Annotated in this window: 18 protein-coding genes; 2 read left to right on the top strand and 16 right to left on the bottom strand. The window is 64.2% G+C overall.

Annotated elements, in window-relative coordinates:
- Positions 1 to 123: 123 nt before the first annotated feature.
- The 9 genes from pbpC to RUGAMON1_RS22580 form a co-directional block, all read right to left on the bottom strand.
- Positions 124 to 2,226, bottom strand: coding sequence for a penicillin-binding protein 1C (pbpC, locus tag RUGAMON1_RS22620; protein WP_445232654.1), 2,103 nt, complete (start codon positions 2,224 to 2,226; stop codon positions 124 to 126).
- A complete protein-coding gene (locus tag RUGAMON1_RS22615; RefSeq protein WP_445232653.1) occupies positions 2,223 to 7,964 on the bottom strand; it encodes an alpha-2-macroglobulin family protein in 5,742 nt (1,913 codons plus the stop codon). The genes pbpC and RUGAMON1_RS22615 overlap by 4 nt, the downstream gene beginning before the upstream one ends.
- Before the next feature lie 105 nt (positions 7,965 to 8,069).
- Complete coding sequence (gene rlmD / locus RUGAMON1_RS22610) at positions 8,070 to 9,407, bottom strand: 23S rRNA (uracil(1939)-C(5))-methyltransferase RlmD (protein ID WP_445232652.1); 1,338 nt, start codon at positions 9,405 to 9,407, stop codon at positions 8,070 to 8,072.
- 79 nt (positions 9,408 to 9,486) lie between these two features.
- The gene (rpoS, locus tag RUGAMON1_RS22605; RefSeq protein ID WP_116987905.1) at positions 9,487 to 10,494 is read right to left on the bottom strand and encodes an RNA polymerase sigma factor RpoS; all 1,008 of its coding nucleotides are present in this window, start codon (positions 10,492 to 10,494) and stop codon (positions 9,487 to 9,489) included.
- Between the two features lie 7 nt (positions 10,495 to 10,501).
- Positions 10,502 to 11,440: a peptidoglycan DD-metalloendopeptidase family protein gene (locus tag RUGAMON1_RS22600; protein ID WP_445232651.1), complete on the bottom strand. Its 939-nt coding sequence runs from the start codon at positions 11,438 to 11,440 to the stop codon at positions 10,502 to 10,504.
- A gap of 29 nt (positions 11,441 to 11,469) precedes the next feature.
- Positions 11,470 to 12,345: a protein-L-isoaspartate(D-aspartate) O-methyltransferase gene (locus tag RUGAMON1_RS22595; RefSeq protein ID WP_445232650.1), complete on the bottom strand. Its 876-nt coding sequence runs from the start codon at positions 12,343 to 12,345 to the stop codon at positions 11,470 to 11,472.
- A complete protein-coding gene (gene surE / locus RUGAMON1_RS22590) occupies positions 12,342 to 13,079 on the bottom strand; it encodes a 5'/3'-nucleotidase SurE (RefSeq protein ID WP_445232649.1) in 738 nt (245 codons plus the stop codon). The genes RUGAMON1_RS22595 and surE overlap by 4 nt, the downstream gene beginning before the upstream one ends.
- Positions 13,080 to 13,148: 69 nt before the next feature.
- A complete protein-coding gene (locus tag RUGAMON1_RS22585; RefSeq protein WP_445232648.1) occupies positions 13,149 to 15,113 on the bottom strand; it encodes a KGGVGR-motif variant AAA ATPase in 1,965 nt (654 codons plus the stop codon).
- Positions 15,114 to 15,122: 9 nt separating this feature from the next.
- Positions 15,123 to 15,728 carry a toll/interleukin-1 receptor domain-containing protein gene (locus tag RUGAMON1_RS22580; RefSeq protein ID WP_445232647.1) on the bottom strand — a complete coding sequence of 202 codons (606 nt, stop codon included), beginning with the start codon at positions 15,726 to 15,728 and terminating at the stop codon, positions 15,123 to 15,125.
- A gap of 179 nt (positions 15,729 to 15,907) precedes the next feature.
- On the opposite strand from RUGAMON1_RS22580, the gene RUGAMON1_RS22575 reads away from it, so the two are divergent.
- Complete coding sequence (locus tag RUGAMON1_RS22575) at positions 15,908 to 16,882, top strand: NADPH:quinone oxidoreductase family protein (RefSeq protein ID WP_445232646.1); 975 nt, start codon at positions 15,908 to 15,910, stop codon at positions 16,880 to 16,882.
- Between the two features lie 111 nt (positions 16,883 to 16,993).
- Here RUGAMON1_RS22575 and yoaA read toward each other — a convergent pair whose 3' ends face one another.
- A complete protein-coding gene (yoaA, locus tag RUGAMON1_RS22570; protein ID WP_445232645.1) occupies positions 16,994 to 19,030 on the bottom strand; it encodes a DNA repair helicase YoaA in 2,037 nt (678 codons plus the stop codon).
- Positions 19,031 to 19,060: 30 nt separating this feature from the next.
- Positions 19,061 to 19,261 carry a YdcH family protein gene (locus tag RUGAMON1_RS22565; RefSeq protein WP_026334267.1) on the bottom strand — a complete coding sequence of 67 codons (201 nt, stop codon included), beginning with the start codon at positions 19,259 to 19,261 and terminating at the stop codon, positions 19,061 to 19,063.
- Between the two features lie 148 nt (positions 19,262 to 19,409).
- On the opposite strand from RUGAMON1_RS22565, the gene RUGAMON1_RS22560 reads away from it, so the two are divergent.
- Positions 19,410 to 20,213 (top strand): PP2C family protein-serine/threonine phosphatase, encoded by an 804-nt coding sequence (locus tag RUGAMON1_RS22560; RefSeq protein ID WP_445232644.1) that lies wholly within the window; start codon positions 19,410 to 19,412, stop codon positions 20,211 to 20,213.
- A gap of 10 nt (positions 20,214 to 20,223) precedes the next feature.
- On the opposite strand, the gene RUGAMON1_RS22555 is transcribed toward RUGAMON1_RS22560, so the two are convergent.
- The 5 genes from RUGAMON1_RS22555 to odhB all read right to left on the bottom strand — a co-directional run bounded on the left by RUGAMON1_RS22555 (position 20,224) and on the right by odhB (position 25,198).
- A complete protein-coding gene (locus RUGAMON1_RS22555; protein ID WP_445232643.1) occupies positions 20,224 to 20,913 on the bottom strand; it encodes a hypothetical protein in 690 nt (229 codons plus the stop codon).
- A 17-nt stretch (positions 20,914 to 20,930) separates the two neighbouring features.
- Positions 20,931 to 22,028: a cell division protein ZapE gene (gene zapE / locus RUGAMON1_RS22550; protein WP_445232642.1), complete on the bottom strand. Its 1,098-nt coding sequence runs from the start codon at positions 22,026 to 22,028 to the stop codon at positions 20,931 to 20,933.
- Positions 22,029 to 22,106: 78 nt separating this feature from the next.
- Positions 22,107 to 23,537, bottom strand: a complete 1,431-nt coding sequence (gene lpdA / locus RUGAMON1_RS22545) for a dihydrolipoyl dehydrogenase (protein WP_445232641.1) — start codon at positions 23,535 to 23,537, stop codon at positions 22,107 to 22,109.
- A gap of 14 nt (positions 23,538 to 23,551) precedes the next feature.
- Positions 23,552 to 23,863, bottom strand: a complete 312-nt coding sequence (locus RUGAMON1_RS22540; protein WP_445232640.1) for a PspC domain-containing protein — start codon at positions 23,861 to 23,863, stop codon at positions 23,552 to 23,554.
- A gap of 90 nt (positions 23,864 to 23,953) precedes the next feature.
- Positions 23,954 to 25,198 (bottom strand): 2-oxoglutarate dehydrogenase complex dihydrolipoyllysine-residue succinyltransferase, encoded by a 1,245-nt coding sequence (gene odhB, locus RUGAMON1_RS22535; RefSeq protein ID WP_445232639.1) that lies wholly within the window; start codon positions 25,196 to 25,198, stop codon positions 23,954 to 23,956.
- Positions 25,199 to 25,241: the final 43 nt, after the last annotated feature.

Here is a 25,241-nt window from a genome sequence, read left to right as displayed (position 1 = left end):
GGTTATGCACAAACTGGCCCACTTAATTTATGGGGTGATACACAATGACAAGCCTTTCGATCCCAATTACCTATCGAAAGGGCTTGTCATTCAAGACGGTATCTGACCCCGTTTTTTCGTTTTTTAGCGGACGTGGAAACGGGTGGTGGCGACGACTTGGGCGTTGGCGTCGATCAGGGCCAGCTGGTGCGGGCCGGTGACGGGACGCCAGGCGTAGTCGGCGTTGGCCTGGCCGAGGTCGGCGCCGTCCAGACGCCAGTGCAGACCCTTCCCCGCCTGGGCCTGGAAAAAGACGCGCTGGACGGCGTCCGGGATGTCGGGGTCGACGGCGATGATGCTGGCTTCGCCCGGATACAGGATCTTGGGCGCGCGCTGCGTGTCCTGCACCAGCGCGATGACCGGGGTTTCGGTGCCGGCGATGAACCACTCGCCGCGCGCCGATTCCAGCGCCGGCTGGTAGACGATCTGCTGATGCAGCACACCCGTCGGCGGCTGCGGCGCGCGGCTGGCCTGGCCGCGATGCAGGTAGTCCATCACATCGCGCCACACGGGCGCTGCGCCGGTGACGCCGGAAACGTCCCACATCGACTGCCCGTCGAAATTGCCGACCCAGACGCCGACCGTGTATTTGTCCGAATAACCCATGCACCAGTTGTCGCGCATGTCCTTGCTGGTGCCGGTCTTGACCGCGCTCCAGAAGGTGGTGGCCAGCTCGTTCTTCAAGCCGAAGGTCAGACTGCGCGCGGCGCGGTCGGACAGGATATCGCCGACGATGAAGGCAGCCCTGGCATCGAGCACGCGGCGCGACGCGGGCGCTGGCGCCGCACCGGCGCGCGGCGCCAATATCACCGCGCCGTACATGCCACCGTTGGCCAGCGCGCGATAGGCGTTGGTCAGCTCCAGCAGCGACACTTCGGCGGAACCCAGCGCCAGCGAATAGCCATAAAATTCCGGCGCCTCGGTCAGGCTGCTCAGTCCCACGTCGTGCAGGCGCTCGTAGAAGCGCTCCATGCCGGTCATCACCAGCGTGCGCACCGCCGGCACGTTGAGCGAACTGGCCAGGCTGGTGCGCACGCTGACGTGGCCTTTGAAGTCCTTGTCATAGTTCTGCGGAATGTACAGGCCGGACGGCGTGGAGATATCGATCGCCGTGTCGTCCATCACCGAAGCCGCCGTGATCAGCCTGCGCTCCAGCGCCAACTCGTACAGGAAGGGCTTGAGCGTGGACCCGGCCTGCCGCAACGCCGCCACGCCATCGACCTCGCCGACGCCCGCGTTGCCGACGTAGGCCAGGATCTCACCGCTGGCGTTATCCAGCACCACCAGCGCGCCGTCGTTGACGTTGCGCTCCCTCAGCGTCATCAGCTGCTGGCGCAAGGCCGTTTGCGCGTAACGCTGCAACTCGCCATCAAGCGTGCTGCGCACCGCCTGACCGCCACTGGCGCCGGTCAAGAGCTGCTGCGCCACTTGCGGCGCCGATGGCAGCTCGGCCGCCAGCAACGGACGTCCCATCGCGACCAAGGTCCGCAGCTCGATCTCGTTGCAGGTGGCCGGCGCCTTGAGCTCGCGCGACAGCGCACACGCGCGCTGCCACACCACCTTGGGCGCCGCGCCCGGTCCGCGCAGCAGGCTGGCCAGGATCATCGATTCGGTCAGGTTCAATCCCGACGGCGCCTTGCCGAACAAGCCGCGCGCCGCCGCGCCCACGCCCTGCAACTCGCCGCGGAAGGACACCAGGTTCAAATACGCCTCCATGATCTGCTGCTTGGTCCACGTGGCGTCGAGCTGGCGGGCGGCCTTGATCTGGTCCCACTTCTGGCCCCAGCTGCGGCCCTTGGCCGATGCCTGAAGATGCGGATCCAACTGCGCCGCCAACTGCATAGTGATGGTGGAGGCACCGCGCGGCCGGCCGCGAAACAGATTATCCCAGGCGGCCTTGGTGGCCGCGCTCCAGTCGACGCCTCCGTGTTCGTAGAAGCGCTGGTCTTCGGCCTGCAGCACCGCCGCCGGCAGGCTGGGAGAGATGTCGGCCAGCGCCACCCACGGCAGGCGACGCACCTTCATGTCGATGCGCAGCGACTGCACCGGCTGGCCGTGGCGGTCCAGCAGTTCGGCTTCCGACGAGCGGTAGGCGGCGCGCACCTGCTCCGGCGTCGGCACGCTGAAAACCTCGGCTCCTTGCGTCGCGCCGGCCAGCGCCAGTAGGGTTGCTGCAATCAGTTTCATTTAATGCTCATTGGTGCATTCGGCGCTTCGCCAAACATCTCCGGGCTGTACATCGCTTCGACGCGCGTGGTCGGCAGGTTGAACTGGCCCGGATTATTCAAGCGCACAGTGTACTCCACGCTCCACTTGCCTTTCGGGACAAACTGATAGAACGCGTGATACCCCTCGAAGGTGCGCTCTTCGAACACCGGCAACGTCCAGCCGCTGCTCTTGTTGCCGCTGCTGAGCAGCTGCGAATCGCGTCCCAGGCCGGAGCCCAGCACCGTGGCGCTGGCCGGGATCGGATCGTCCACCACCACCCAGGTCATGTCCGACTGCGCTTCCAGATCCAGATGCACGCGATAGACGTCGCCGCGCGACCAGACGCCGGCCTTCTTCTGCTCCACCGGCGTGATGGTCTTGGCGATCTTGTAGCCGCTCGACACCGGCGCCTTCAGCGGCAGCGCGGCCAGCGTCTGCACCGTCACCCACGGCTTGCCCGTGCCAGCGTGGGCCAGTTCCAGCTCGCCGCTGCCGCGCGGCCATGGCAGCAGCACGCTGCCGCCCTTGGTCGCGCCGCCGAAGGCGATGCTCTTGCTGGCCTGCCCCAGCGTGGCGCTGCTGGTGCCGGTCACCGCCACGTTCTCGAATTTCTGCGAGAAGCGGTCGATCGCCAGCGTGCCCCAGGCATTGGCCACCGTGGTGCCCCAGCGGCCCTTCTTCTGCCGTCCCAGCGCCCCGCGCGCCAGGCGGCCGATGTCTTCCTTCCAGGCCGGGTTGTCCACCATCGCCAGCAGCAGCCGGTTGGCGTTGCTGTCGGCGGAGGCCATCAGCCACCACCAGTCGTCGGTGCGTTCGGTCGAGAAGCCCATCGTCGTGCCTTGCAGGTTCAGGCGCGAACGCAGGATCTGGTCCGCCTGCGCCAACCGCTGCGCGTGCTGCGGCAGCTTGGGCGAGCGCTTGAGCACCAGGTACCAGTCGATGACGGCGGACGTCGGCCACAGATTCGGCTCGACCGAGAACGACTCCAGCGCTTCCGGCAAGATGCCGTTGGAACGCGACAGCGCCTCCAGCGCGGCCATCTTGCGGATCGCCAGGTCGGCGGTCGGCAGCGACGAGTAACGTGTCACCTTGCCCTGCACGAAGGCCATCAGTCCGCTCTCCATGCGGCCCTTCAGTTCATCGGGAATGGCGTAGCCGGCTTCCTGCGAGGCCGACAGCACATAGGCGGTCAGCGTATCGGAACCCTGCTGCATGCTGGCGAAGTACTTGACCAAGCCGTCTGCATCCAGGTGCGCCGGCAGCGTATCGACCGCCGACTGCCACATCGCCTTGTCATGCAGCGCGATGGCGCGCGAGCTGACCTGCTCGAAGCAGCGGTATGGATAAGCACTCATGTAGTCGCGCACACCCGGCAGGTCGCTTCCAAGTTTGGCGCTGAACTGCGCCTGCACGCCGCCGCGTCCCGGCAACGCATCGTCCGGCAAGCGCACCTGCATGGACTGCTTGCCATCCAGCTGCAGCAGGGTCGCCTGCGTGGTGCGCACCGGCACCGCGGCCACCACTTTCTGCTTGACCTTCAGCCGGTCGCGCGTCGCCGCACCGCCCTCGCCTTCCGCCACGATGCTGGCGCCCACGTCCCACGCCAACGCGCTGACCGACAACGGCACCTGGTAATCCCAGCCGATATCCTGCGCCTGCCCCGCCTCCAGCGACACCTGCTGCGGCGCCAGCGTCTTGCCACCCGCATTGGCGGTCAGCGCCACCTTGACGGCGGCGTTGGTGGTGTTACGCAGCGTGAAGCCGGCGCGGAAGCGGTCGCCCTCGCGCACCAGCGCGGGCAAGCCTGACAGCAGTATCAGATCCTGCGAGCTGCGCACCTCGGTGCGGCCGGTGCCGAACAAATCGGCGTCGGCGCTGGCGATGGCGACGATGCGGAAAGCGGTCAGCGAATCGTTGATCGGCACCTGCACCGTGGCTTCGCCATTGGCGTCCAGCGTCACGCGGGCCTTCCAGAACAGCAGCGTGTCGAACAGCTCACGTCCCGCCCCCTTGCCGCCGCCACCACCGTGCGGCACGGCCTTGCGGCCGAAGTGGCGCTTGCCGACCACTTGCATCTGCGCGGTCGCCGTCTCCACTTGCAGGCTGCGCTGCTGCATCATCGCTTCCAGCAGGTCCCAGCTGGTGTTGGGCATCAGCTCCAGCAGGCCGACATCGACCGCCGCCAGCGCCACCTCGGCGCCGGCGGGCGGCGCCGAACCGTCCGCGCGCGTGACCTTGACCGCCACGGTGGCCTTGTCGCGGATGTTGTAGACCGGCTTGTCGGCCGTGACCTGCACCTTCAACTCATTGGCCGACCAGCCCACGCGCAGCGGCGCGATGCCCAGCTTGTATGCGGGCTTGCCCAGGTCGACCAGCGCGGTCGGCTGCACGCTGGCCACGCGGCCGCGCACCACCAGCGCCGATACGTACACATTGGGCGCGTAGCTGTTCTTGACCGGGATGGTGAACACCGGCGAGCTGCCCGACAGCGCACGCACATAGGTATCGATGATGCCTTCGCGCTCCACGGTGATCAACGCGGTCGCTTCGCGGAACGGCATGCGCACCTGGAAGCTGGCCGTGTCGCCCGGCTCGTAGCGCTTCTTCTCCGGCAGCAGATCGATGCGGTCGTTGTCGGTGGCGTTGAACCACCAGTCGGCGCCGTCGGCCACCCAGGTTTCGCGGTTGGTCATCGCCACGCGCTGCTGGCCATCCTGCGTCTTGGCGCGCAGGATCAGGTTTCCCGATGCGGGCGCCTTGACCTGGCACATCAGCAGACCCTTGTTGTCGGTCTTGCCTTCGCAGGCGGCGCCCAGCGCCTTGACTTCGTTGTTGTTCTCGTAGGCGTAGAAGCCGCCGATCAAACGCCGGCGGTGCGAGTACGACTGCCGCTGGAAGAAGTCCACCGATACCGGCGCGTCGGCCACCGGCTTGCCTTGCAGGTCCAGCACCACCACCTGGAATTTCAGCGCGTCCTTGCTCAACACCCAGCCGTCCGGCTGGATGCCGATCACGTAGCTGGACGGCCACAGGGGAATGCGAGTCGACACGGACAGCGTTTCGCCGTTGGCGTCCTGGTAGGACATTTCGGCCGTCAGGTCGTGCGGCGTCTGCACCGCCGGCAGCTGGTCCAGCGTGACGCGTGCGCCGCCGGCCTTGTCCAGCGTGAGGCTGCGGGTCTTGATGCCGGACGGGCCGCTGACCGCGCCGCCGTTGGCGTCGGCATCGGCCTCGCCTTCCTCGAACATGCCTTCGTCTTCATCGAAAGCGCCGTTGCTGCGCTCAACGCCGACCTTGACGTCGCCGGCGCTGAAGGTGAAGTCCGCATAGTCTTCAAAGCTGACCGCCTTGTCCTGCACCACGGTGCGCAGCTGCACGGCCGCGCCGCCGGCGCCGCCGCCGGACAGGTAGCTGAGCTGCACATCCAGATCCACCGTCGGCGCCTGGATAGCCGGCGTCTTCGGTCCTTGCAGGATGGCCTTCATGGTCGGCACGCGGAACTGCTCGACGCGGAAGCGCCCCGCCGTGCGGCCGCCCAGCATGACGGAGTACCAGCCTTGCTTGGCGTCGGCCGGTATCACCCACTGGTTTTCCGCGCTGCCGTTGGCGTTCCAGCCGATCGGCAGTTCATATTTCTGCTCGCTCCCCTCATGCATGACGAAGATGCTGCCCGGCCGCGCCTTGCGCGCATCGTTCGCGACGACCAGCGCGATGCCCCGTTCGACATGGCGGCGCAGGAAGTGCTTCATATGTACCGTCTCGCCCGCGCGCAGCAGCGTGCGGTCGAATACCGTGGCGGCGATGACGTTGTCGGCGTTGCTGCCTTCGGTCGGCAGGTTGAAGCGCCAGCTCTCGATACCGCGCGTCCAGCTGGACAGCGTAAAGGTCATGTCGGCGCCGTTGCGCGCGCTGATGAAGTAGCCTCCGCTGGATTCGCAGCTGCCCTCCGGCAGCTCCTGCGCAATGCTGGCCACGCCCATGCCGTTGGTGACGCCCTGCCATATCTGCTTGCCGGCGCAATCGCGCACCGTCACCTGCGCTTGCGGCACCGGCCTGCCCTTGTCCAGCGACGTCACCCACACCAGCGACGACTGCGCGCCGCGCTTGAAGTGGGCCACCATATTGGTCACCAAGGCCGCCGTGCTGATGTAGGCGGTGGATGGCTTGTCGTTCAGCGCCGCGCCCAGCTTGGGGCTGGCCAGTTCGACCACATAGAAGCCCGGCTTGCGCAGCGGGATGCCGACCACCTCGAAGGCCTGCCGTCCGCCCGGCTTGGGCATGGTGAAGCGCTCGACCGTGCCCACCGGCGCCTTCCTGCTCTCGCCCAGCAGCGGCTGATACAGGGCGTCGCCATACAGCTCGCGCGGTTCCCAACCATAGCCGGACATGCGGCGCAGCCAGGACATGACCTGCCGGTCCTGCTCATCCTGTGCGACGCCGGCGTCGTTGACGCGCAGGGCCGCGCCGTCGACCCGCGACTTGCGCCCCGCCAGGCTGCCTTCGACATTGCGCACCGTGACCGGCAGCAGCCGGTCGCCCTTGGCCTCGATGATGCCGAAACGCGCCGGGAACTTGACCAGCGGCGGCTGCACGTCCATCTGCACCGCCATCGGGAAGCGCGCCTGATTCAGCAAGGGGCGGTTGGCGTCGTCCTTCAAGCCGACCGGCAGCGACAGCATCAGTTTGGACTTCTCCGGGAACGGGCCCTCAATGGTCAGCCAGTTGACGTAATCGGCCTTGGCTTCTTCCTTGTTGACGCTGGCCTTGAAGACCTTGCCGCCAGGGCCGGTCAACTTGATGGCCAGGGCATCGGCCATGCGGATCGGCGCCGTGAACTCCAGGCGGGCGGGCAGGAAGGGGATGCAGCCGCCGTCGGTTTTCAGCCTGTCGCAACTGAACTTGGCGGTGAATTCAGGCCGCGTCTTGTACGACCAGGTCTGTTCCTTCGTCGTCGCGATGCCGCTGTCGGCCGCGATGCCCGCGCCCCAGACCAGCGACACTTCAGCATTCGCAGGCAGGCGGCGCTTGCATTGCAGGACCGCCAGCGGCAGCTTTTCCAGTCGCTTGCCGCGCACCGTCGCCGTCGCGCCCCACACCACGCCGCGCGCCTTGAAGTAGACGGTCAGGTAGCGATCCATGAAGGACTTGCGCTGCGCCAGTATCTGCTCGCGCTCCGCGCCGGCCAGCACGCGCACGCCGATTTTTTCGTTGATGCCTTCGGCGCGGCACCATGTGCGCGCGGCGACGGTTTCGTCGCTGGCCGGCGCGTCCAGCCCGAGGATGAAGATCTGCTGTTCGTCGATATCCGACGCGCCCTCGCGCGGCATCGACTGCACGATGGCGGGGCCGCCGGTGTTAAAGGCGAAACGCCGTTCGCCGGCGAGCGGCTTGCCCGCCAGGTCTTTGGCGTCCTGCTTCAGCGTGAAGCTGCATGCCACGCCGGCCGGCAGGTCGCGAGCGAAATCGTAGCTCCAGTTTTTGCCGTCGATCCAGCGACCCTTGCCCTCTTCCGGACAATCGACGGTGAACGGATCGCCCAGGCGCATGTCGCCTAGCGGGACCATCTGGCCGCTGAAGCGCGCAGTCGCCTGGCGCACGCCTTTGACGACGCCGGCGGGAGAAAAGGAGGTAACGGAAGTGACGGAGGTCTGGGCCAGGACGGCCAGCGGCAGGCTGCACAAGGCGGCCATGCCGATAAAGCGGGACAGGAGGCGCATGCCAACTCCGGTGCTGATGGGGAATCAGACCAGTGTTGCAAACGCCCCCGGCAATGTCAACAACATTACAAGAAAAACATCAGGCTAGCGCATCAAGCCAGCGCATTAACTCAGATTAAATACGCCCATCGATTCCACATGCGACGTATGCGGGAACATATTGATCACGCCGGCCTTGTCGAGCACATAGCCGGCCTGCACCAGGATGCCGGCGTCGCGCGCCAGCGTCGACGGGCTGCACGAGACGTAGACGATACGCTTGGGCAGCAGGTCGGCGCGAGTCTGGCTCAGGGCCACCAGCGCTTCGCTTAGCGCCATGGCGCCGTCGCGCGGCGGGTCGATCAGCATGCGGTCGAACTTGCCCAGCTCGACCAGGTGATCGGCCGTGATCTCGAACAGGTTGCGGGTGTAGAAGGTGGTTTTGTCCGACAGGCCGTTGGCCTTGGCGTTGTCCAGCGCGCGCTCGGTCAGCGAGGTCAGGCCTTCGATGCCGACCACCTCGCGCGCCTGCGTCGCCAGCGGCAGCGTGAAGTTGCCCAGGCCGCAGAACAGGTCGGCCACGCGGTCTTCCGGCTGCACGTCCAGCAGGCGCAGGGCTTTGACCACCAGCACGCGGTTGATGTAGTGGTTGACCTGCGTGAAGTCGACCGGCTTGAACGGCATCTTGATGCCGAATTCCGGCAGCTGATAGTACAGCTGCTGGTCCAGCGGGTAGTAAGGCACAGCCGTTTCCGGGCCCTTGGTTTGCAGCCAGAACTGCACCTGATGCAGGTCGGCGAAGGCCTTCAGCTTGGCGTCGTCGCCGGCGCCCAGCGGCGACATGATGCGCAGCACCAGCGCGGTCACGCCTTCGCCGATCGCCACTTCGATCTGCGGAATCTGGTCGAACAGGGTCAATGAGCTGAGCAGACCGCGCAGCGGCAGCAGCAGGTCCGACACATGCTTGGGCAGGATCTCGCAGCTCTGGATGTCGGCCACGAAGATGGTTTTCTTTTCCTTGAAGCCGACCAGCACCGTGTTCTTCTTGGCCACGTGGCGCACCGACAGGCGGGCGCGGTAGCGGTAGCCCCAGGTCGGGCCGTACATCGGGCGCATCACCGTCAGCGGACGCACCTTGCCGATATGGCGCAGGTTATCTTCCAGCACGCGCTGCTTGATCGCCACCTGCGCGGTCGGCTCCAGGTGCTGCATCGAGCAGCCGCCGCACATGTCGAAGTGCACGCACTGCGGCTTCACGCGCATATGGGACTCGTGCAGCAGCTCGTCCATGCGGGCCATTTCCCAGTTTTTCTTCTTCTTGAACGTGGTGAATTTCACCGTCTCGCCAGGCAGCGCGCCTTCGACAAACACCACTTTACCCTGGGAGCCGTCTTCATTTTCCAGATGGCCGACGCCGCGGGCGTCCATGTCGAGCGACTTGATGAAGATTGTATTTTCTTGCATAACGTTCAATGTTGGATTGGCAATGGCTAGCGCCGGCACTCATATGCCGGGGCCGACATGATAGCAGAATGGGAACGAACTACAGCAGGGAATCGCGCACCACGCCGCGCGCGGCCATGGCGCGTTTCAGCTTGACCAGCGCTTCCTGCTGGATCTGGCGCACCCGCTCCCGCGTCACGCCCATTTCCTCGGCCAGCGTTTCCAGCGTGGCCGGATCGTCGTTGTCGAGGCCGAAGCGGCGCATGATGACGATGCGCTGCTTGTCGGGCAGCTTGGTCAGCCAGTCGCGCACCAGCAAGGTCATTTCGTGGTGCTCGGCGCGGGCGTCCGGGCTGTCGTCGGCGTCGCCGGGCAGCATGTCCATCAGCGACGATTGCGGATCGTTGTCCAGCGGCGCGTCCAGCGAGGTGGCGTGCTCGGACAGCGCCAGGATGTCCTGCACCTCCTCCACCGGGCGGCCGACCAGCTCGGCGATGTCCTCGGCGGTGGCGTCCTTGCCGTTGTGGTGCTGGGCTTCGAGATGGTATTTGCCACGCAGGATCTGGTTCAGCTCGCGCACCATGTGCACCGGCAGGCGCACCGTGCGGGCCTGGTTCATGATGGCGCGCTCGATGCTCTGGCGTATCCACCAGGTGGCGTAAGTGGAAAAGCGGAAGCCGCGCTCCGGCTCGAACTTGTCGATGGCGCGCATCAGGCCGATGTTGCCCTCCTCGATCATGTCGAGCAGGACCACGCCGCGGTTGATGTAGTGCTTGGCGATCGAGACCACCAGCCGCAGATTGTGCTCGATCATGGTCTGGCGGGCGCTGAAGTCGCCGGACTTGGCCAAGGTGGCGTAGTGCACTTCCTGCGGCGCCGTCAGCAGCGGCCGGGTGCCGATCTGGTTCAGGTAGTGCTGGGTGGTGTCGGTCGACAGTTCGGCCGCCAGCACCTTTTTCAGTTCATCGACGCTTTCCAGCACCGCGCCCGGCTCGACGGTTTCCGCCTCGCCATCCGCAGATTCGATGGCGACGTCATCATTGCTCTCGTCCGGGAATTCGTCCGGGGCCGAGTCGTCATCCATCGGGTCGTGCGGCGTCTGTGTCATGGTTCAGCTAGCGGTTAGGCAGGAATCTGGACGGGTCCACCGGTTTGCCCTGCTGCCTGATTTCAAAGTGCAGCTTGACGGAATCGGCATCCGAATCGCCCATTTCAGCAATCATTTGTCCCTTGGTCACGCTCTGGCCTTCCTTGACCACAATAGTACGATTGTGGGCGTAGGCCGACAACAAGCTATTACTGTGTTTCACAATAACGAGATTACCATATCCACGGATGCCGCTGCCGGCATACATCACTTTTCCGGCCCCGGCAGCCACGACTTGCTGGCCCGCCTTGCCGGCGATATCCACGCCCTTGTTCTTGCCCTCGTCGAAGGTGGCGACGACGCGACCTTCGGACGGCCACATCCAGCTCAGTTTTTCCTCGTCGACGCTGGCGGCGGCGCTGGCGGCGGCCGGCGGTGCCGCCACCACGGCCGGCGATGGCGCCGGGGCCGGCCTGACGCTGCCTTCGGCCTTGCCGTTGCCATTGCTGTCGGCGCGTTGCAACTCGGCCAGCGCGCTGTCCGAATACGGTTTCTTCTCGCCTTTCGGCTCGGTTTTCTTGACTACCGGCGGTGGCGGCGGCGTCTTCTCCGCCGGCGGCATGACGATGGCGCCGGTCTGCACGCCGTTGGATGCGCTGTCGGGCGGCAGCACGCGCAGCACCTGGTCGACCTTGATGTCGTTCGGGTTGGCCAGGTTGTTCCAGGTCACCAGGTCGCGGTAGTTCTGGCCGTATTCCAGCGCGATGCGGATCAGCGTATCGCCTTTCTTGACCGTGTACAGGCCGCGCTCGTCGCGGGCGATCTGCGCCGTTTCGCTGGGGGTGGCGGGCTTGACTGGCGGCGGCACGGTGCGGTCGACGACCGGTGCCTGATTCGGGGTGGTGCTGCAGGCGCTCAATAAAGCGAGCGCAAAGCTCATGGCGAGCAAATTACTTTTATTTGTCATTCTCATCTTAGTCTAATGAAACGGGCACGTCATATCGTGCCCGGACGCAGCGGCACGAAATGGCAGTCTTCCAGCGTGACGCTGGTCCATTCTGCCTTGCCGATGCGTGTAATTAATTCCAGGTGCTGCGCGCGGACGCCCACCGGCGCCACCAGCCGACCGCCTATGGTCAGCTGTTCCAGCAGTGCTTGCGGCACTTCCAGGCCGGCGGCGGCCAGGATGATGCCGTCGAACGGCGCAGCTTGCGGCAGGCCTAGCATACCATCTCCGTAATGCAAGCGCAGGTTCGGCACGCGCAGCGGCCGCAGATTGGCCTTGGCCAGCTCGTGCAGAGGCTTGATGCGCTCGATCGAATACACCTCCTGCGCCACGCAGGACAGCACCGCCGCCTGATAGCCGCAACCGGTGCCGATCTCCAGCACGCGCTGCAGCGGACCGCCGTTGCGCATCACCTCGATCATGCGGGCGACGATGTAGGGCTGGGAGATGGTCTGGTGATGGCCGATCGGCAGCGAGGCGTCGATATACGCTTGCGAGGCCAGCGCCTCGTCCATGAACATATGGCGCGGCACGCTCTCCATCGCGCCCAGCACCACCGCATCCTTGACGCCCTGTTTGGCCACCCGCTGCACCATGGCGCGGCGTACCGCGTCCGACACCAGCGGATTGCCGCGCGGCGCCGGCGCCGCCACCGGCTGTGCCCGCTCCATCGCGTAGCTGTGCGACTTGGACGGCGCCGCCACCGGCCGCGGCGTGGCATAACCGTGCTGCGGCGCCACGTGGCGGGCCGCGTTCTGGGTCGCCGTCTGCGGCGTCGCCACCGGCGCGAACACCGTCGCCTTCTTGGCCCCCTTATCGACTACCGAGGATAGCGGGAGGGGAAAGCTACGGTTCTTGTCGTTCATGCCAGGGCCCTTGCCAATGCATCGAGTTGAGTTTTGTGGGTCAGGTCGATCTGCAGCGGCGTGATCGAGGTCTGGCCCTGGGCGCAGGCAAAGAAATCCGTGCCCTCGCCTGCGTCCTTGGTCGCGCCCGGCGGGCCGATCCAGAAAATTTCCTTGCCGCGCGGGTCCTGGGCCCGTATCACCGGCTCGGCCTGGTGACGGCGGCCCAGCCGCGTGGCGACCGGGAGCGTCAGCTGATCGTAGGGGCGGTTCGGGATGTTGACGTTCAGCAGATACGGCGCCGGCAACGTTTGATAATAGCGCTGGATGATGTCACGCGCATGACGGGCGGCGTCCTCGATGTGCTCCCAGCCGTGGGCGCCCTGCGAGAAGGCGATGGCGGGGATGCCGAACAGATAACCCTCGGTGGCGGCGGCGACGGTGCCGGAATACAGCGTGTCGTCGCCCATATTCGGGCCGTTGTTGATGCCGGACACCACCAGGTCGGGCCTGTAGTCCAGCATGCCGGTCAGCGCCACGTGGACGCAGTCGGTCGGCGTGCCATTGACAAAATAGAAACCATTGGCCGCCCGCTGCACCGACAAGGGCCGGTCCAGCGACAGCGAATTGGAAGCGCCGGAGCGGTTGCTGTCCGGCGCCACGACCACGATGTCGGCGATCGGCGCCAGGGCTTCCGCCAACGCGTTGATGCCCGGCGCCAGGTAGCCGTCGTCATTACTGATCAGGATTCTCATACGGAGATTTTACCTGAAGCAATGGCCGGACTGCGCGTGCCGGCGGCCTCCGAGCCAGATAAATTTGCGCTAGCGCGACGGCGGCCGGGTGGCGCTCAAATGGCCGTCCAGGGCCAGCAGCTCTTCAGCCGCCCGGGTCCACAGATCGCTGCCCCCGGGCCGGTCGCGCTGGCGCAACGGACGAGACAGGGCATCGTCGTAATCGGCCGCGGCGCCGTCCTGATGCAGTTCCGGCACCAGCGACGGCTCGCCGATCCGGCCGCCGACCGGCCCGCCCAGCTGCACCTGCACGTCCGCCAGCTGGGCGCGCGCCTTGCGGGTGTCCGGGTGATCCGGCCCCAGGCGCCGGATCTGCGCCTGGAGCACGGCTTCGAACAGGCTGCTGGCGGCATCCAGCTCCTGCATCCGCAGCAAGGTGCAGCCCAGCGCGGTCTTGCTGCGCAGGGTGTCGGCGTGTTCCGCGCCCAGCAGGCGCTTGCGCGCCGCCAGCACCTGCTCCTGCGCGATGCGGCCGTGTTCGGTGTCGCCGCGCCGGAACAGCATATCGGCCCGGCTCGCCTTGCAGGCCAGGGTCAGCAAATGTTCCGAGCCAAGCAGGCGCAGATAGGCGTCCAGCACCGCGTCCAGCATGGCCAGCGCCTCGGCCGCGCGCCCCTGCTCGGCCAGCGTGGCCGCCAGGTTGGCCCGCGCCGCCAGCGTATCGAGGTGTTCCCGCCCCAGCAGGCGCTCGCGCGTTTCGACGATGCACTCCTCCAGGAACTGCGCATCGTCCAGCTGACCCTGCAGCCGCAGCACGCCGGCCAGATTGCTTTTGCTGGCCAGCGTATCCGGATGGTCTTCGCCCAAGCCGCGCTGGCGCAGGCTCATGCTTTCCTCGAAACACGTCAGCGCCTGGCGCAGCCGACCTTCACGACGGTAGAGTTCACCCAGCAGGTTGAGGTCGCGCGCCAGCGGCTGCGACAGCGCCCGCACACCGCCCTCCTCCAGCGCCCGGCGCGCATCGCTGATCGAGGCCAGCAGGTGTATCTCGCGGCTCGATTGCCATGGGAAATAGCCGCCGGCCAGCCAGTCGAGGAAGGCTTCGAAGGTGCGTGTCAGCGAAAAACGGTCGCCGCCCTGATCCATGCGCACCGCCAGCTGCTCGCCGTAGGCGAAGGTGCGGGTCTGTTGCAGCTGGACTTCGTCGAAATAGCTGTCCAGCGACATCTGCGACATGCCGTAGCAGGAACACAGCAACTGTTCGAAGATGGGCTGGTAGCCCAGTATGCGTTGCTGCTGGTCGCCGCGCCGCCATTGCGCGCGCTGCGCGCTGTCGCCCATTTCGATGCGCGATGGCAGAGGATAGACCAATAATGGCCGCTGTTCGTCCTCATGGCTGCGGCGATAGGCGGTCGCGCGGGTGACCAGCGCCTGCACGCCCTCCAGGCTTTGCCGGTTGGGCGTGAACACCACCACCAGCTTGCGCGGCAGCAAGGTCGTGCAGATGCCGGCGCTGTCGGTGCGGCCGGTGCGGGAATCGACCAGCACGTAGCGGAAATGCCGCGCCAGATTGTCGGCAAAGCAGCGGAACAGCGCCGGGCAGCTGTTGAACAGCTCGTCCCAGTGCATGGCCGCCAGCCGTTCGCCGTAGCTGTCGTCGAAGCGGCCGGCGCGCATCAGGTACAACTGGCTGCTCTGGTCGACCCGGCGCACATATTGCTCCCAGCCGACGGCGGCGAGCACCTCGCGCGCCAACTCCTCCTCGTCCAGCAGGTTCGCCCCCTTGCGGCGGCGCATCAGTTGCTCGCGGCAAGCTTCGAACAGCTCCAGCACGCCCGGCCCCTCGTCGTGGTGGTCAAAATAATGATGCAGGCCCGGCGCTTCCAGGTCCCAATCGATCATCAACACCGGCGTGGTGGCGTTCTGTTGCCGCGCCAACAACACTGCGATATTGGACAGGGCCATGGTGCGCCCGGTCCCGCCCTTGTAAGAATAGAAAGTGACGACTTCGCCGGTTCCAGTCAACGGCGGCAGCGACAAGGCAGTGATGTCCATGGCAAACCTTTAGCGTGGGAAGTGTGGAGGAGGATGTGCACGCCATTCAGGCGGGATCTCCGGCATGACAAAACGACCACAGTCATGCCCCGGCGGCGTGCATCGTTTTAGGTAGTGGTAATGCTCGGCAATGCGCAAAACTATCTTCTCTATATCCGGAAGGAATTCCGGATTGGTTTTCAAATCGCCGCTGGCCAGCGTGTAGCGGGAAAAATCGACATACATGCCCGGCCCGGAAATTTGCGGCGGCAAACCGTCCGGATGGCGGGTCATGATGACGGGAATGATCAGGTGGCTGGGCAGCGGATACCACTGCTTGCGTTCGCTTTCAATAAGTTGCATTGCTGCAAACTCGCGGCGGGTGTACGCGTGGGCTTCGTATTTAGGTGTATAAATGACAATCATGCAAGCGCTCTCACACATGGCGCGCGCGATCTTCTGATCGAGATCGTCGCCGCCACCGAGTTGCTCGCTATCAACAAAGAGTTCGTTCTCGTTGTCGAAGTGCGGCTCCAGGTAGCACTTGAGCGCTTCGACCAGATCGTTCTTGAACTTGCTCATGTAGGCGTGCTGGCCATGTGCATAACTGAAAAAGCAGCCGTGACGGATAGTCATGACATCCTCCGTTGCTGCCCTATCGCGGTGCAGCGTTTAACCAACTCTAACAATCGCCTCAGCCGACACTTTGTGCAAACGCAAACGTGCGGCAGACCGAACTTTGCGCAAACCGGTGGCGGATTCAGGTATCATAAAAAATCTAACGATCGTTCTATTTTTTAAACCAAGGAGACCACATGAAAGCTGTCGTATGTCAAAGCTGGGGATTGCCCGATACCCTCACCGTCCAGGAATTGCCCGATCCGCAGGCCGGTCCGGGACAGGTCGTGATCGATGTCAAAGCCGCCGGCCTGAACTTTCCGGACGTACTCATCATCCAGGGAAAGTATCAATTCAAGCCGGAATTGCCCTTCGTTCCAGGCAGCGAAGTGGCCGGCGTGGTGCGTTCGGTTGCTGACGATGTAACAACTTTCAAGCCGGGCGACAGGGTCATCGCCTTCACTCCGACCGGTGCATTTGGACAACAACTTTTGGCGCCGGTGCAAGCCCTGGCGCCCATGCCGCCAGGCATGGATTTCGAGACGGCGGCGGCGATCACCCTCACCTACGGCACCTCGCATCATGCGGTGGTGGACCGTGCCGCGCTAAAAGCTGGCGAGACCATGCTAGTACTTGGCGCGGCTGGCGGTGTGGGGCTGGCTGCGATCGAGATCGGCAAAGCCCTTGGAGCCCGCATCATTGCTTGCGCTTCGACCGACGAGAAGCTGGAAGTGTGCAAAGCGCATGGCGCGGACGTGCTGATCAACTACAGCAAGGAAGATTTGCGCGAGGCGATCAAGGCGGCGACCGGCGGCAAGGGTCCGGACGTGATTTACGACCCGGTCGGCGGCGAATATGCGGAGCCGGCGTTCCGCTCGATTGCTTGGCGGGGACGTTATCTGGTGGTGGGATTCGCCAACGGCGAGATTCCGAAATTGCCGCTCAACTTGACCTTGCTCAAAGGTGCGTCACTGGTCGGCGTGTTCTGGGGCGAGTTCGTCAAACGCGAGCCGAAAGCCAACCTGGCCGGCATGCGTCAGTTGATGGGATGGTTGCAGGAGGGAAAGATCAAGCCGCATATTTCGGGGCGGTACAAGCTGGAGGAAACGGCGCAGGCGCTGAACGATATGGCGGCCAGGAAGGTCACGGGCAAGGTGGTGATTTTGCCTTAAAAGCAAACTTACACCCCGCACGGCGCTCCGCTGGGGTCGGACCCCGGACGGGGTCCGACCCCGATTGGCTTTTCGGGGCTGGCCTATCAAGCCAAAATTTATTACTGGAAGTTACTGATCTGAATTCTTGTTTTTGAAAAATTCAATCACTTCCGCTTGTTCGCGGGTGCGTTTGAAGGACGGCAAACTCTGCCAGATCCGCTTGCCGTACGGCTTGGAAATCACCCGCGGATCGCACAACATCAGCACGCCGCGATCGCCTTCGTCGCGGATCAAACGACCGGCACCTTGCTTCAGGTTAATAATCGCCTCCGGCAAAGTGTGGTGCATGAAGCCGTTTTTGCCCTGTTTTTCCATCACTTCGATGCGCGCGGCCAGCACCGGATCGTCCGGCGGCGCGAACGGAAGCTTGTCGATGATCACCAAAGACAGCGCATCGCCGCGCACATCGACGCCTTCCCAGAAGCTTTGCGAGCCGATCAGTACGCCATTTCCCGCCTTGCGGAACTGATCCAGCAGCTCGGTACGGCCTTTGTCGCCCTGGACAAACAGCGGATAAGGCAAGCCGCGCTTCTCGAATTCGTCGCGCAAACGCTCGGCCGCGCGCTTGACGGCGCGCAAAGTCGTGCACAAAAGGAAGGTTTTTCCGCCCGCCGCTTCGATAATCGGCAGCGCGTGGTCCAGCACGGCGTCGGTGTAGCCCATGGAATTTGGGTCCGGCAAGCCTTGCGGGACGTACAAAATCCCCTGCTGCTCGTAATTAAACGGGCTCGGCCAGGTCTTCGACGGCTCCCCTTCCAGCCCCATTTGCTCGGAAAAATGGCCGAAATCATTCTTCACTGCCAAGGTCGCAGAGGTGAAAATCCAGCTGCGCGGCACGCCTTCGCGCTGGCCGTTGAAGATAGGCGCGATCGACAAAGGCGTCTTATGCAGCTGCAGCGACGACGCATAGGCCTCGACCCAGAACACCGCCTCGGCGCCTTTTTCAACCCGCGCCTTGGGATCGAATTTCCAATCTTTTAATTTTTGCGCCAATTCCAGGCCGCGTTGGCGGCATTGTTCCAGCGTTTCCGCACGGGCGGCCTGGGTTTCCAGTACCGCCAGCATGCCGTCCAGCTCGTCCTTGAGCGTCTGCAAAGCCGGGAAAAAGTCGCTCGACGGCGCGATCTGCGGCAGCGACAAACGGACGATATCTTGCGGGAAAGTCAGGCGCAGGTCGCGCGCCGCCTTCTCCACCACCGTGACGACCTTGCCCCAATCGGCGCCGTCGCGGGCGTTGGACAAGCCTTCGGCCAGCACATCGCGGCACAATTCCAGCACTTGCGAGGTGGAAAACGTGTCGCCGAAGAACAAGGTGGCGGTGTCCGGCAGCTGGTGCGCCTCATCGAAGATCACGGTATTGGCGGACGGCAGCAACTCGGCGATGCCGGAATCCTTCAGCGCCACGTCGGCGAAGAACAGGTGGTGGTTGACCACCACCACGTCGGCCTGCTGCGCTTCCTTGCGCGCCTTCATGACGAAGCAATCCTGGTAATACTGGCACTCGGCGCCCATGCAATTGTCGCGGGTCGAGGTCACCAGGTTCCAGATCAGCGCGTTTTCCGGCACGCGGGCCAACTCGGCCTTGTCGCCGGAACTGGTCATCTTCAGGAAGCGCGAGATTTCGCGCAAGTGGCCGACGTCGTCGCGCGAGGTCATGCGGCCGTTTTGCAGCGTACGTTCCAAATGGTAATGGCAGACGTAGTTCGAGCGCCCCTTGAGCAGCGCCACCGACACCGGCGCCTGCAAGGCGGCGCGCACGGTCGGGATGTCGCGCAGGAACAGCTGATCCTGCAAGTTCTTGGTGCCCGTGGAAACGATGGTCTTGCCGCCCCACAGCAACGCCGGCACCAGGTAGGCGAAAGTCTTGCCGGTGCCGGTGCCGGCCTCGGCGATCAGCGTGGTCTGGTTGGCGATGGCGTCCGCCACCGCCTTGGCCATCTCGGTCTGCGAGCGGCGCGGACGGTACTCGCCCACAGCCGGGCCCAGCGGTCCGCCGGCGCCGAACAGGCGTTCGACCTCGGCGTCATGTTTTCCGGGGGGCTGATCGGGCGTGGCGCCGACTACGGCGGGGATGGTGTCGGCGGGCGTGGAGAGTGGTTCGGTCAAAATAAACTTAGTTGTGGCGCTGAGCCGGACTCAGGCCGGAACGTCGGGCACTAATTGCATTTTCAGCAGAGTGATATGGTCTTTCAATTGCAGCTTGCGCTTTTTGAGGCGGCGCAATTGCAGCTGGTCGTGATGGCCGTCCAGCGTGAGCAGGTCGATGACCGCGTCCAAATCGCGGTGTTCGACGTCGAGTTCTATCAGACGACGCTGGATATCTTGTACATCAGTCATAATTCTCAGTCTTTACTCACACAAATAGTTTCACTGGAACAACAAACGTATTGCAAACAAACTGCGACACGGTGCATAGTTTAATCTACGGCGCGCTTGTCGCCAACATAATGATCGCTCACCCGCCGTCTAGGATACAGTGTCGCATATGAGCGCATATAAAATAGAAGCAGGCACTGCCCAGCACATAGGAAACCGGTCCCAGCAAAACGACCGGGTGGCCCTGTTCACGGCCGCCCAGGCGCCCGGCTACGTGATGGCGGTACTGGCCGACGGCAACACCAGCGCCATCGGCTCGGACCAGGTGCTGTTGACCAGCAAACACTTGTTCGACGAGATGCGCGTCGGCGACACGCCCAGCATTCCGCGCCTGCAGGAACTGATGCGTGCCATCGCCGAGGAAGCGCACCAGGTCATGAAGATGAACCCGATCGCCAAGACCGCCGAGCCGCAAAGCGCGCTGGCGCTGATGGTGCTGACGCCGGCCGGCCAGGCGGTGTGGGCCCATGTCGGCGATGCGCGGGTGTACCGCTTTGAAGGCGAGACCTGCGCCATGCGCAGCAACGACGGCGCCTACATCGAACATCTGGTCAAGCAGGACAATCTGCCGCTGGAAGCGGCCAAGCGGCACCGCAGCTCCAAGCTGCTCAACAACGCGCTGGGCAACAGCTTCAAATCGCCCTTCGTCACGGCCGGCTACCACGACGGCTTGCAGGCGGGCGACGCCTTCCTGCTGTGCTCCGACGGACTGTGGCAATTATTCAAGGATACGGAGCTCGCTGCGGCGGTGGCCCGCAACACCCCGCGCCAGGCGGCCGAACGCCTGATCAGCAAGGCCGGCGAACGCGCCCAGGGCAAGGGCGACAACTGCTCGATGGCCATCATCAAGCTGGTCGAGCAGCCCAAGGAAATCCCGAACTACACCATCCAGAAAATGCGCCGCGCGGTCTGAGGCGCAGCGCTTACTGCTTCTTGGCGGCGGCTGCGGCGGCTGCCTCGGCGGCGGCCGCTTTCTTCTTCTCGGACGCTTCATGCGCGGCGCGCTTGGCCTCGCTTTCAGCCTTCTTCTTGACCACTTGCGCCTGGCGTTTTTCCGACTCGGCCTGTTTCTGCGCGAACGCGGCGGCGTTGGCGGCGCGCTTGCCGGCATCGGCCGCATCCTGCGCTTCCTGAAGCTTGACCTTGGCCGCATGCTCGGCTGCGCGGTCCACCACTTTGCCAGCGTTCGGCGCCGGGCGCGGCGTTTCATCGACGACCTTGGCTTCCTTCGGCGGCTGGGCGGCGCGCAGGGCCTCGTCTTCCGCATCCTTGCGGGCGCGCTCGGCCAGGTCGGCGTCGCGCTTCTGGACCGAGTCGGCGCGTTTGAAATGCTCGGCCTCCACCTCGGTGGCGCGCAGCCTGGCCAGCGCGGCGCGGCGTTTTTCCTTGGCCTGGTCCAGGCAGTGATTGACGAAGAACTTGGTGTAGCACACGCTTTCGCTGGCGGCGAATTCCTCGTGGACCGCGGCACGGTCCTTGGCCACTTGCGCCAGCGTGGCGTTGGCCTGCTCGACCGAATGGGTCTGTGCTTGGGCGGGCGCGGCCAGCGTCGCCAGGGCCGCCAGCGCGGCGACCGCAATCATCTCGCCCAGCGGTTTCAAACTTGGTCTCATATTTTTATCCTGTTGCATCACGCCAGCGCGCCGGCCGCGGCGCGCTGCTCTTTATCCATGTACTCGCGCGATTGCATCTCGACGATGCGCGATACCGTGCGGTGAAATTCGTTGGCCAGCGTGCCGTTGGTGTACAGCTCTTCCGGCTCCACCTCGGCCGACATCAGCAGCTTGACGCCCTGGTCGTAGAACACGTCGATCAGCCAGGTAAAGCGCCGCGCCTCCGACGACATCGCGGCCGACATCATCGGAATCCCGGACAATATCACGGTATGGAAGCGGCTGGCGATTTCCAGGTAATCGTTCTGCGAACGGGGACCGCCGCACAGGGTGTTGAAGTCGAACCAGATGATGGTGCCGGCGCGGCGCAGCGCGCGGATTTCGCGCGCTTCGATGCGCACCACCGGATCTTCGTCGGCGGTCTCGGCGATGCTGGCGTAGGCCTCGCGCAGCGCGCTGTCGGTCTTGGCGTTGAGCGGCGTCAGGTAGGAATCGACCTGCTCCAGCGCCCGGCCGCGATAGTCGATGCCGGCGTCGATGTTCATCACGTCCAGCTTGTCGTACAGCAGCTGGATGGTCGGCAGGATGCGGTCGCGGTGCAGGCCGTCCGGGTACAGCAGTTTCGGATCGTAGTTCGAGGTCATGATGAAGGACACGCCGTTGTCGAACAATGCGCTCAACAGGTTGTACATGATCATGGCGTCGGCCACGTCCGAGATGTGGAATTCGTCGAAGCAGATCAGCCGGTATTTCTTGGCGATGCGCTTGGCCACCTCGTCCAGCGGATTGGCGACGCCGGTCAGCTCGTCGAGCTGGCGGTGCACGCCGCGCATGAACTCGTGGAAGTGCAGGCGCGTCTTGCGCACCAGCGGCACCACCGAATAGAAGCTGTCCATCAGGAAGGACTTGCCGCGCCCCACCCCACCCCACATGTAGACGCCTTTCGGCACGTCGGGCCGGTGGATCAGGCGCTTGAAGGTGCTGGAACGCTGGCCCTTGTAGGCCACCCATTCGTCATAGCACAGTTGCAGGCGGTCCACCGCGCGGCGCTGGGCGGCATCGGCCTTGAAATTGCGCTCTTCCAGCGCATGCTGATAAAACTCTTCGACGTTCATGTGTTCGATTCTTTGTGGCGGCGCGCAAATAAAAACGGGCGGACCGCAGTCCGCCCGCAGTCCGCTTATGGGTGCTGCTTAGAAGTTCAGCGTGCGCTTGTCGATCGCCAGCGCGGCTTCCTTGGTCGCTTCCGACAGCGACGGGTGTGCGTGGCAGATGCGCGCGATGTCTTCAGCCGAAGCCTTGAACTCCATCGCCACGACCGCTTCGGAGATCAGCTCGGAAGCCATCGGTCCGATGATGTGCACGCCCAGGATTTCGTCGGTGGTCGCATCGGCCAGGAACTTGACCATGCCCGAGGTGTCGCCCAGCGCGCGTGCGCGGCCGTTCGCCAGGAACGGGAAGGTGCCGGCTTTATATGCGACGCCGTCGGCCTTCAGCTGCTGCTCGGTGCGGCCTACCCACGCGATTTCCGGCGAGGTGTAGATGACCCAAGGGATGGTGTTGAAGTTGGTGTGGCCGTGCTGGCCAGCCATGCGCTCCGCAACAGCAACGCCTTCTTCTTCCGCCTTGTGCGCCAGCATCGGGCCGCGCACCACATCGCCCACTGCCCATACGCCTGGCAGGTTGGTCTTGCAGTCGTCGTCGACCGCCACGAAGCCGCGCTCGTCGAGCTTCAGGCCGACCTTGTCGGCGGCCAGGCCGTCGGTGTTCGGGGTGCGGCCGATCGAGATGATCAGCTTGTCGAACACGGCGGTCTGCGCTTCGCCCTTGGCGTTTTCGTAGGCCACGGTGACGTTGTTGGCGCCCTTGGTGATGGTGCCGATCTTGCAGCCCAGGTTGATGTTCAGGCCTTGCTTGGCGAACAGCTTGCCGGCTTCCTTGGCGATCTGCTCATCGACCGCGCCCAGGAACACAGGCAGGCCTTCCAGCACGGTCACTTCGGAACCCAGGCGGCGCCATACGGAACCCATTTCCAGGCCGATCACGCCGGCGCCGATCACGCCCAGCTTGGCAGGCACGCCTTCGATGGCCAGCGCGCCGGTGTTCGACAGGATCAGTTTTTCATCGAACTCCGCGCCTGGCAGAGCACGGGCGTTGGAGCCGGTGGCGATGATGACTTGCTTGGCGTTGATGGTCTCGTTCGCTGGCGCGGAGATCGCCAGCGGGTAGCCGTCAGCGGTGGCGGCGCCGGCGAAAGCTGCGCGGCCGTGGAAGAAGGTGACCTTGTTTTTCTTGAACAGGAACAGGATGCCGTCGTTGTTTTGCTTCACAACGGTGTTCTTGCGCTTCAGCATTTGCGGCAGGTTCAGCGACAGGCCGGCGACGTCGATGCCGTGTTCCTTGAACGCGTGCCCGGCGTGCTCGAAGTGCTCCGACGATTGCAGCAGCGCCTTCGACGGGATGCAGCCAACGTTGGTGCAAGTGCCGCCTGGGGCCGGGCCGCCCTTTTCATTTTCCCATGCGTCGACGCAGGCGACCGAGAAACCCAGTTGCGCTGCGCGGATCGCCGCGATGTAACCGCCAGGACCGGCGCCGATGACTACTACGTCAAATTGTTTGCTCATTTTTTATTTTCCAATCAGTTCTCTTCTGGTACGAAAATCCATAGCAGAATGTAGATGGCGAGTCCGAAGCCAAAGGTCAGCACAAACAACGCAAACAGCAGACGCCAGATCCAGGCTTCAACCCCGGTGATCTGGCCCAGCCCGCCGCACACGCCACCCAGCCAGCGATCGGTTTTCGAGCGGCGCAATCGGGTGATGTCGTTGGAGATGCCGGAGGATGCTTCCTTGTCCAGCAACCGGGCTTTGGCAGCGGCGAACTCTTCGTCCGACAGCGCGCCAGCCTGGTGCAATTCGTGCAAACGCTTGATTTCTTCAGATACGCTCATTGATGACCCTCTGAGATGAAACCCCGCAAGCCTGGGGTCTGACCCCGTACGGGGTCAGACCCCGAACTACCGGGGTCAAGCCTAGTGAAATTACAGGTCCAGCAGCAGACGTGCCGGATCTTCCAGCGCCTCTTTCATCGCGACCAGGCCCAGCACAGCTTCGCGGCCGTCGATGATGCGGTGGTCGTAGGACATTGCCAGGTAGTTCATTGGACGGATCACGATCTGGCCGTTTTCGACAACAGCGCGGTCCTTGGTCGCGTGCACGCCCAGGATGGCCGATTGTGGCGGGTTGATGATCGGGGTCGACAGCATGGAGCCGAAGGTGCCGCCGTTCGAGATCGAGAAGGTGCCGCCGGTCAGGTCGTCCAGGGTCAGCTTGCCTTCTTTGGCTTTGACGCCGAACTCGCCGATTTTCTTTTCGATGTCGGCGATCGACATCTGGTCGGCGTTGCGCAGGATAGGCACGACCAGGCCGCGTGGCGAACCGACCGCGATACCGATGTCGAAGTAGCCGTGGTAGACGATGTCGTTGCCGTCGACCGAGGCGTTGATGATCGGATATTTCTTCAGCGCTGCAACGGCGGCTTTGACGAAGAAGGACATGAAGCCCAGCTTGACGCCGTGCTCTTTTTCGAACTTGTCTTTGTACTTGTTGCGCAGGTCCATGACCGGAGCCATGTTCACTTCATTGAACGTGGTCAGGATGGCGTTGGTCGATTGCGATTGCACCAGGCGCTCGGCGATACGTGCGCGCAGGCGGCTCATCGGCACGCGCTCTTCCGGACGATCGCCCAGGCTGGCGCCCGACGGCGTGGCAACTTGTTGCAGTGCTGGCTTGGCAGCGGCTGGAGCCAGTGGCGCAACGGCTGGTGCTTTGGCGCCGGCGGCCAGGGCGTCGCCCTTGGTCACGCGGCCATCTTTGCCCGAACCGGCGACATCGCCGGCGCTCAGGCCTTTTTCCGACAGGATCTTGGCGGCGGCAGGCATGGCCACGTCGCCTTTCGAACCGCCGGTGGCGGCTGCTGGTGCGGCTGCTGGTGCGGCGGCTGCGGCTGGAGCTGCGGCTGCTGGAGCGGCGGCTGCGGCGACGCCGTCGGTGTCGATGACTGCGATCAGTTCGTCGGCAACCACGGTGCTGCCGTCGCCCTTGATGATTTTGACCAGAACGCCTGCGGCCGGGGCCGGCAGTTCCAGAACGACTTTATCGGTTTCGATGTCAATCAGGTTTTCGTCGCGAGCGACTGCGTCGCCGACTTTTTTATGCCAGGTCAGCATGGTTGCTTCTGCTACCGATTCCGACAGCTGGGGGACTTTGACTTCGATTTGTGCCATGTAAAACTCCGTATATTTTATTGTTGCGGCGCCCCGCCGCGTA

The sequence above is a fragment of the Duganella rhizosphaerae genome (assembly GCF_040364205.1).
In the GTDB taxonomy this organism is placed as follows: domain Bacteria; phylum Pseudomonadota; class Gammaproteobacteria; order Burkholderiales; family Burkholderiaceae_D; genus Rugamonas; species Rugamonas rhizosphaerae.
Note: the sequence above shows the minus strand (reverse complement) of the source record. Positions and strands in the feature narration are given on the sequence as shown.

Excerpts from the sequence above, each read along its gene's own strand:
- surE (WP_445232649.1), bottom strand. The coding sequence starts at position 13,079 with ATGAGAATCCTGATCAGTAATGACGACGGCTACCTGGCGCCGGGCATC.
- rpoS (WP_116987905.1), bottom strand. The coding sequence starts at position 10,494 with ATGACACAGACGCCGCACGACCCGATGGATGACGACTCGGCCCCGGAC.
- RUGAMON1_RS22540 (WP_445232640.1), bottom strand. The coding sequence starts at position 23,863 with ATGAGCGTATCTGAAGAAATCAAGCGTTTGCACGAATTGCACCAGGCT.
- zapE (WP_445232642.1), bottom strand. The coding sequence starts at position 22,028 with ATGAACGTCGAAGAGTTTTATCAGCATGCGCTGGAAGAGCGCAATTTC.
- pbpC (WP_445232654.1), bottom strand. The coding sequence starts at position 2,226 with ATGAAACTGATTGCAGCAACCCTACTGGCGCTGGCCGGCGCGACGCAA.
- RUGAMON1_RS22585 (WP_445232648.1), bottom strand. The coding sequence starts at position 15,113 with ATGGACATCACTGCCTTGTCGCTGCCGCCGTTGACTGGAACCGGCGAA.
- lpdA (WP_445232641.1), bottom strand. The coding sequence starts at position 23,537 with ATGAGCAAACAATTTGACGTAGTAGTCATCGGCGCCGGTCCTGGCGGT.
- odhB (WP_445232639.1), bottom strand. The coding sequence starts at position 25,198 with ATGGCACAAATCGAAGTCAAAGTCCCCCAGCTGTCGGAATCGGTAGCA.
- rlmD (WP_445232652.1), bottom strand. The coding sequence starts at position 9,407 with ATGCAAGAAAATACAATCTTCATCAAGTCGCTCGACATGGACGCCCGC.
- RUGAMON1_RS22575 (WP_445232646.1), top strand. The coding sequence starts at position 15,908 with ATGAAAGCTGTCGTATGTCAAAGCTGGGGATTGCCCGATACCCTCACC.
- RUGAMON1_RS22560 (WP_445232644.1), top strand. The coding sequence starts at position 19,410 with ATGAGCGCATATAAAATAGAAGCAGGCACTGCCCAGCACATAGGAAAC.
- RUGAMON1_RS22555 (WP_445232643.1), bottom strand. The coding sequence starts at position 20,913 with ATGAGACCAAGTTTGAAACCGCTGGGCGAGATGATTGCGGTCGCCGCG.
- RUGAMON1_RS22600 (WP_445232651.1), bottom strand. The coding sequence starts at position 11,440 with ATGACAAATAAAAGTAATTTGCTCGCCATGAGCTTTGCGCTCGCTTTA.
- RUGAMON1_RS22615 (WP_445232653.1), bottom strand. The coding sequence starts at position 7,964 with ATGCGCCTCCTGTCCCGCTTTATCGGCATGGCCGCCTTGTGCAGCCTG.
- RUGAMON1_RS22595 (WP_445232650.1), bottom strand. The coding sequence starts at position 12,345 with ATGAACGACAAGAACCGTAGCTTTCCCCTCCCGCTATCCTCGGTAGTC.
- RUGAMON1_RS22580 (WP_445232647.1), bottom strand. The coding sequence starts at position 15,728 with ATGACTATCCGTCACGGCTGCTTTTTCAGTTATGCACATGGCCAGCAC.
- RUGAMON1_RS22565 (WP_026334267.1), bottom strand. The coding sequence starts at position 19,261 with ATGACTGATGTACAAGATATCCAGCGTCGTCTGATAGAACTCGACGTC.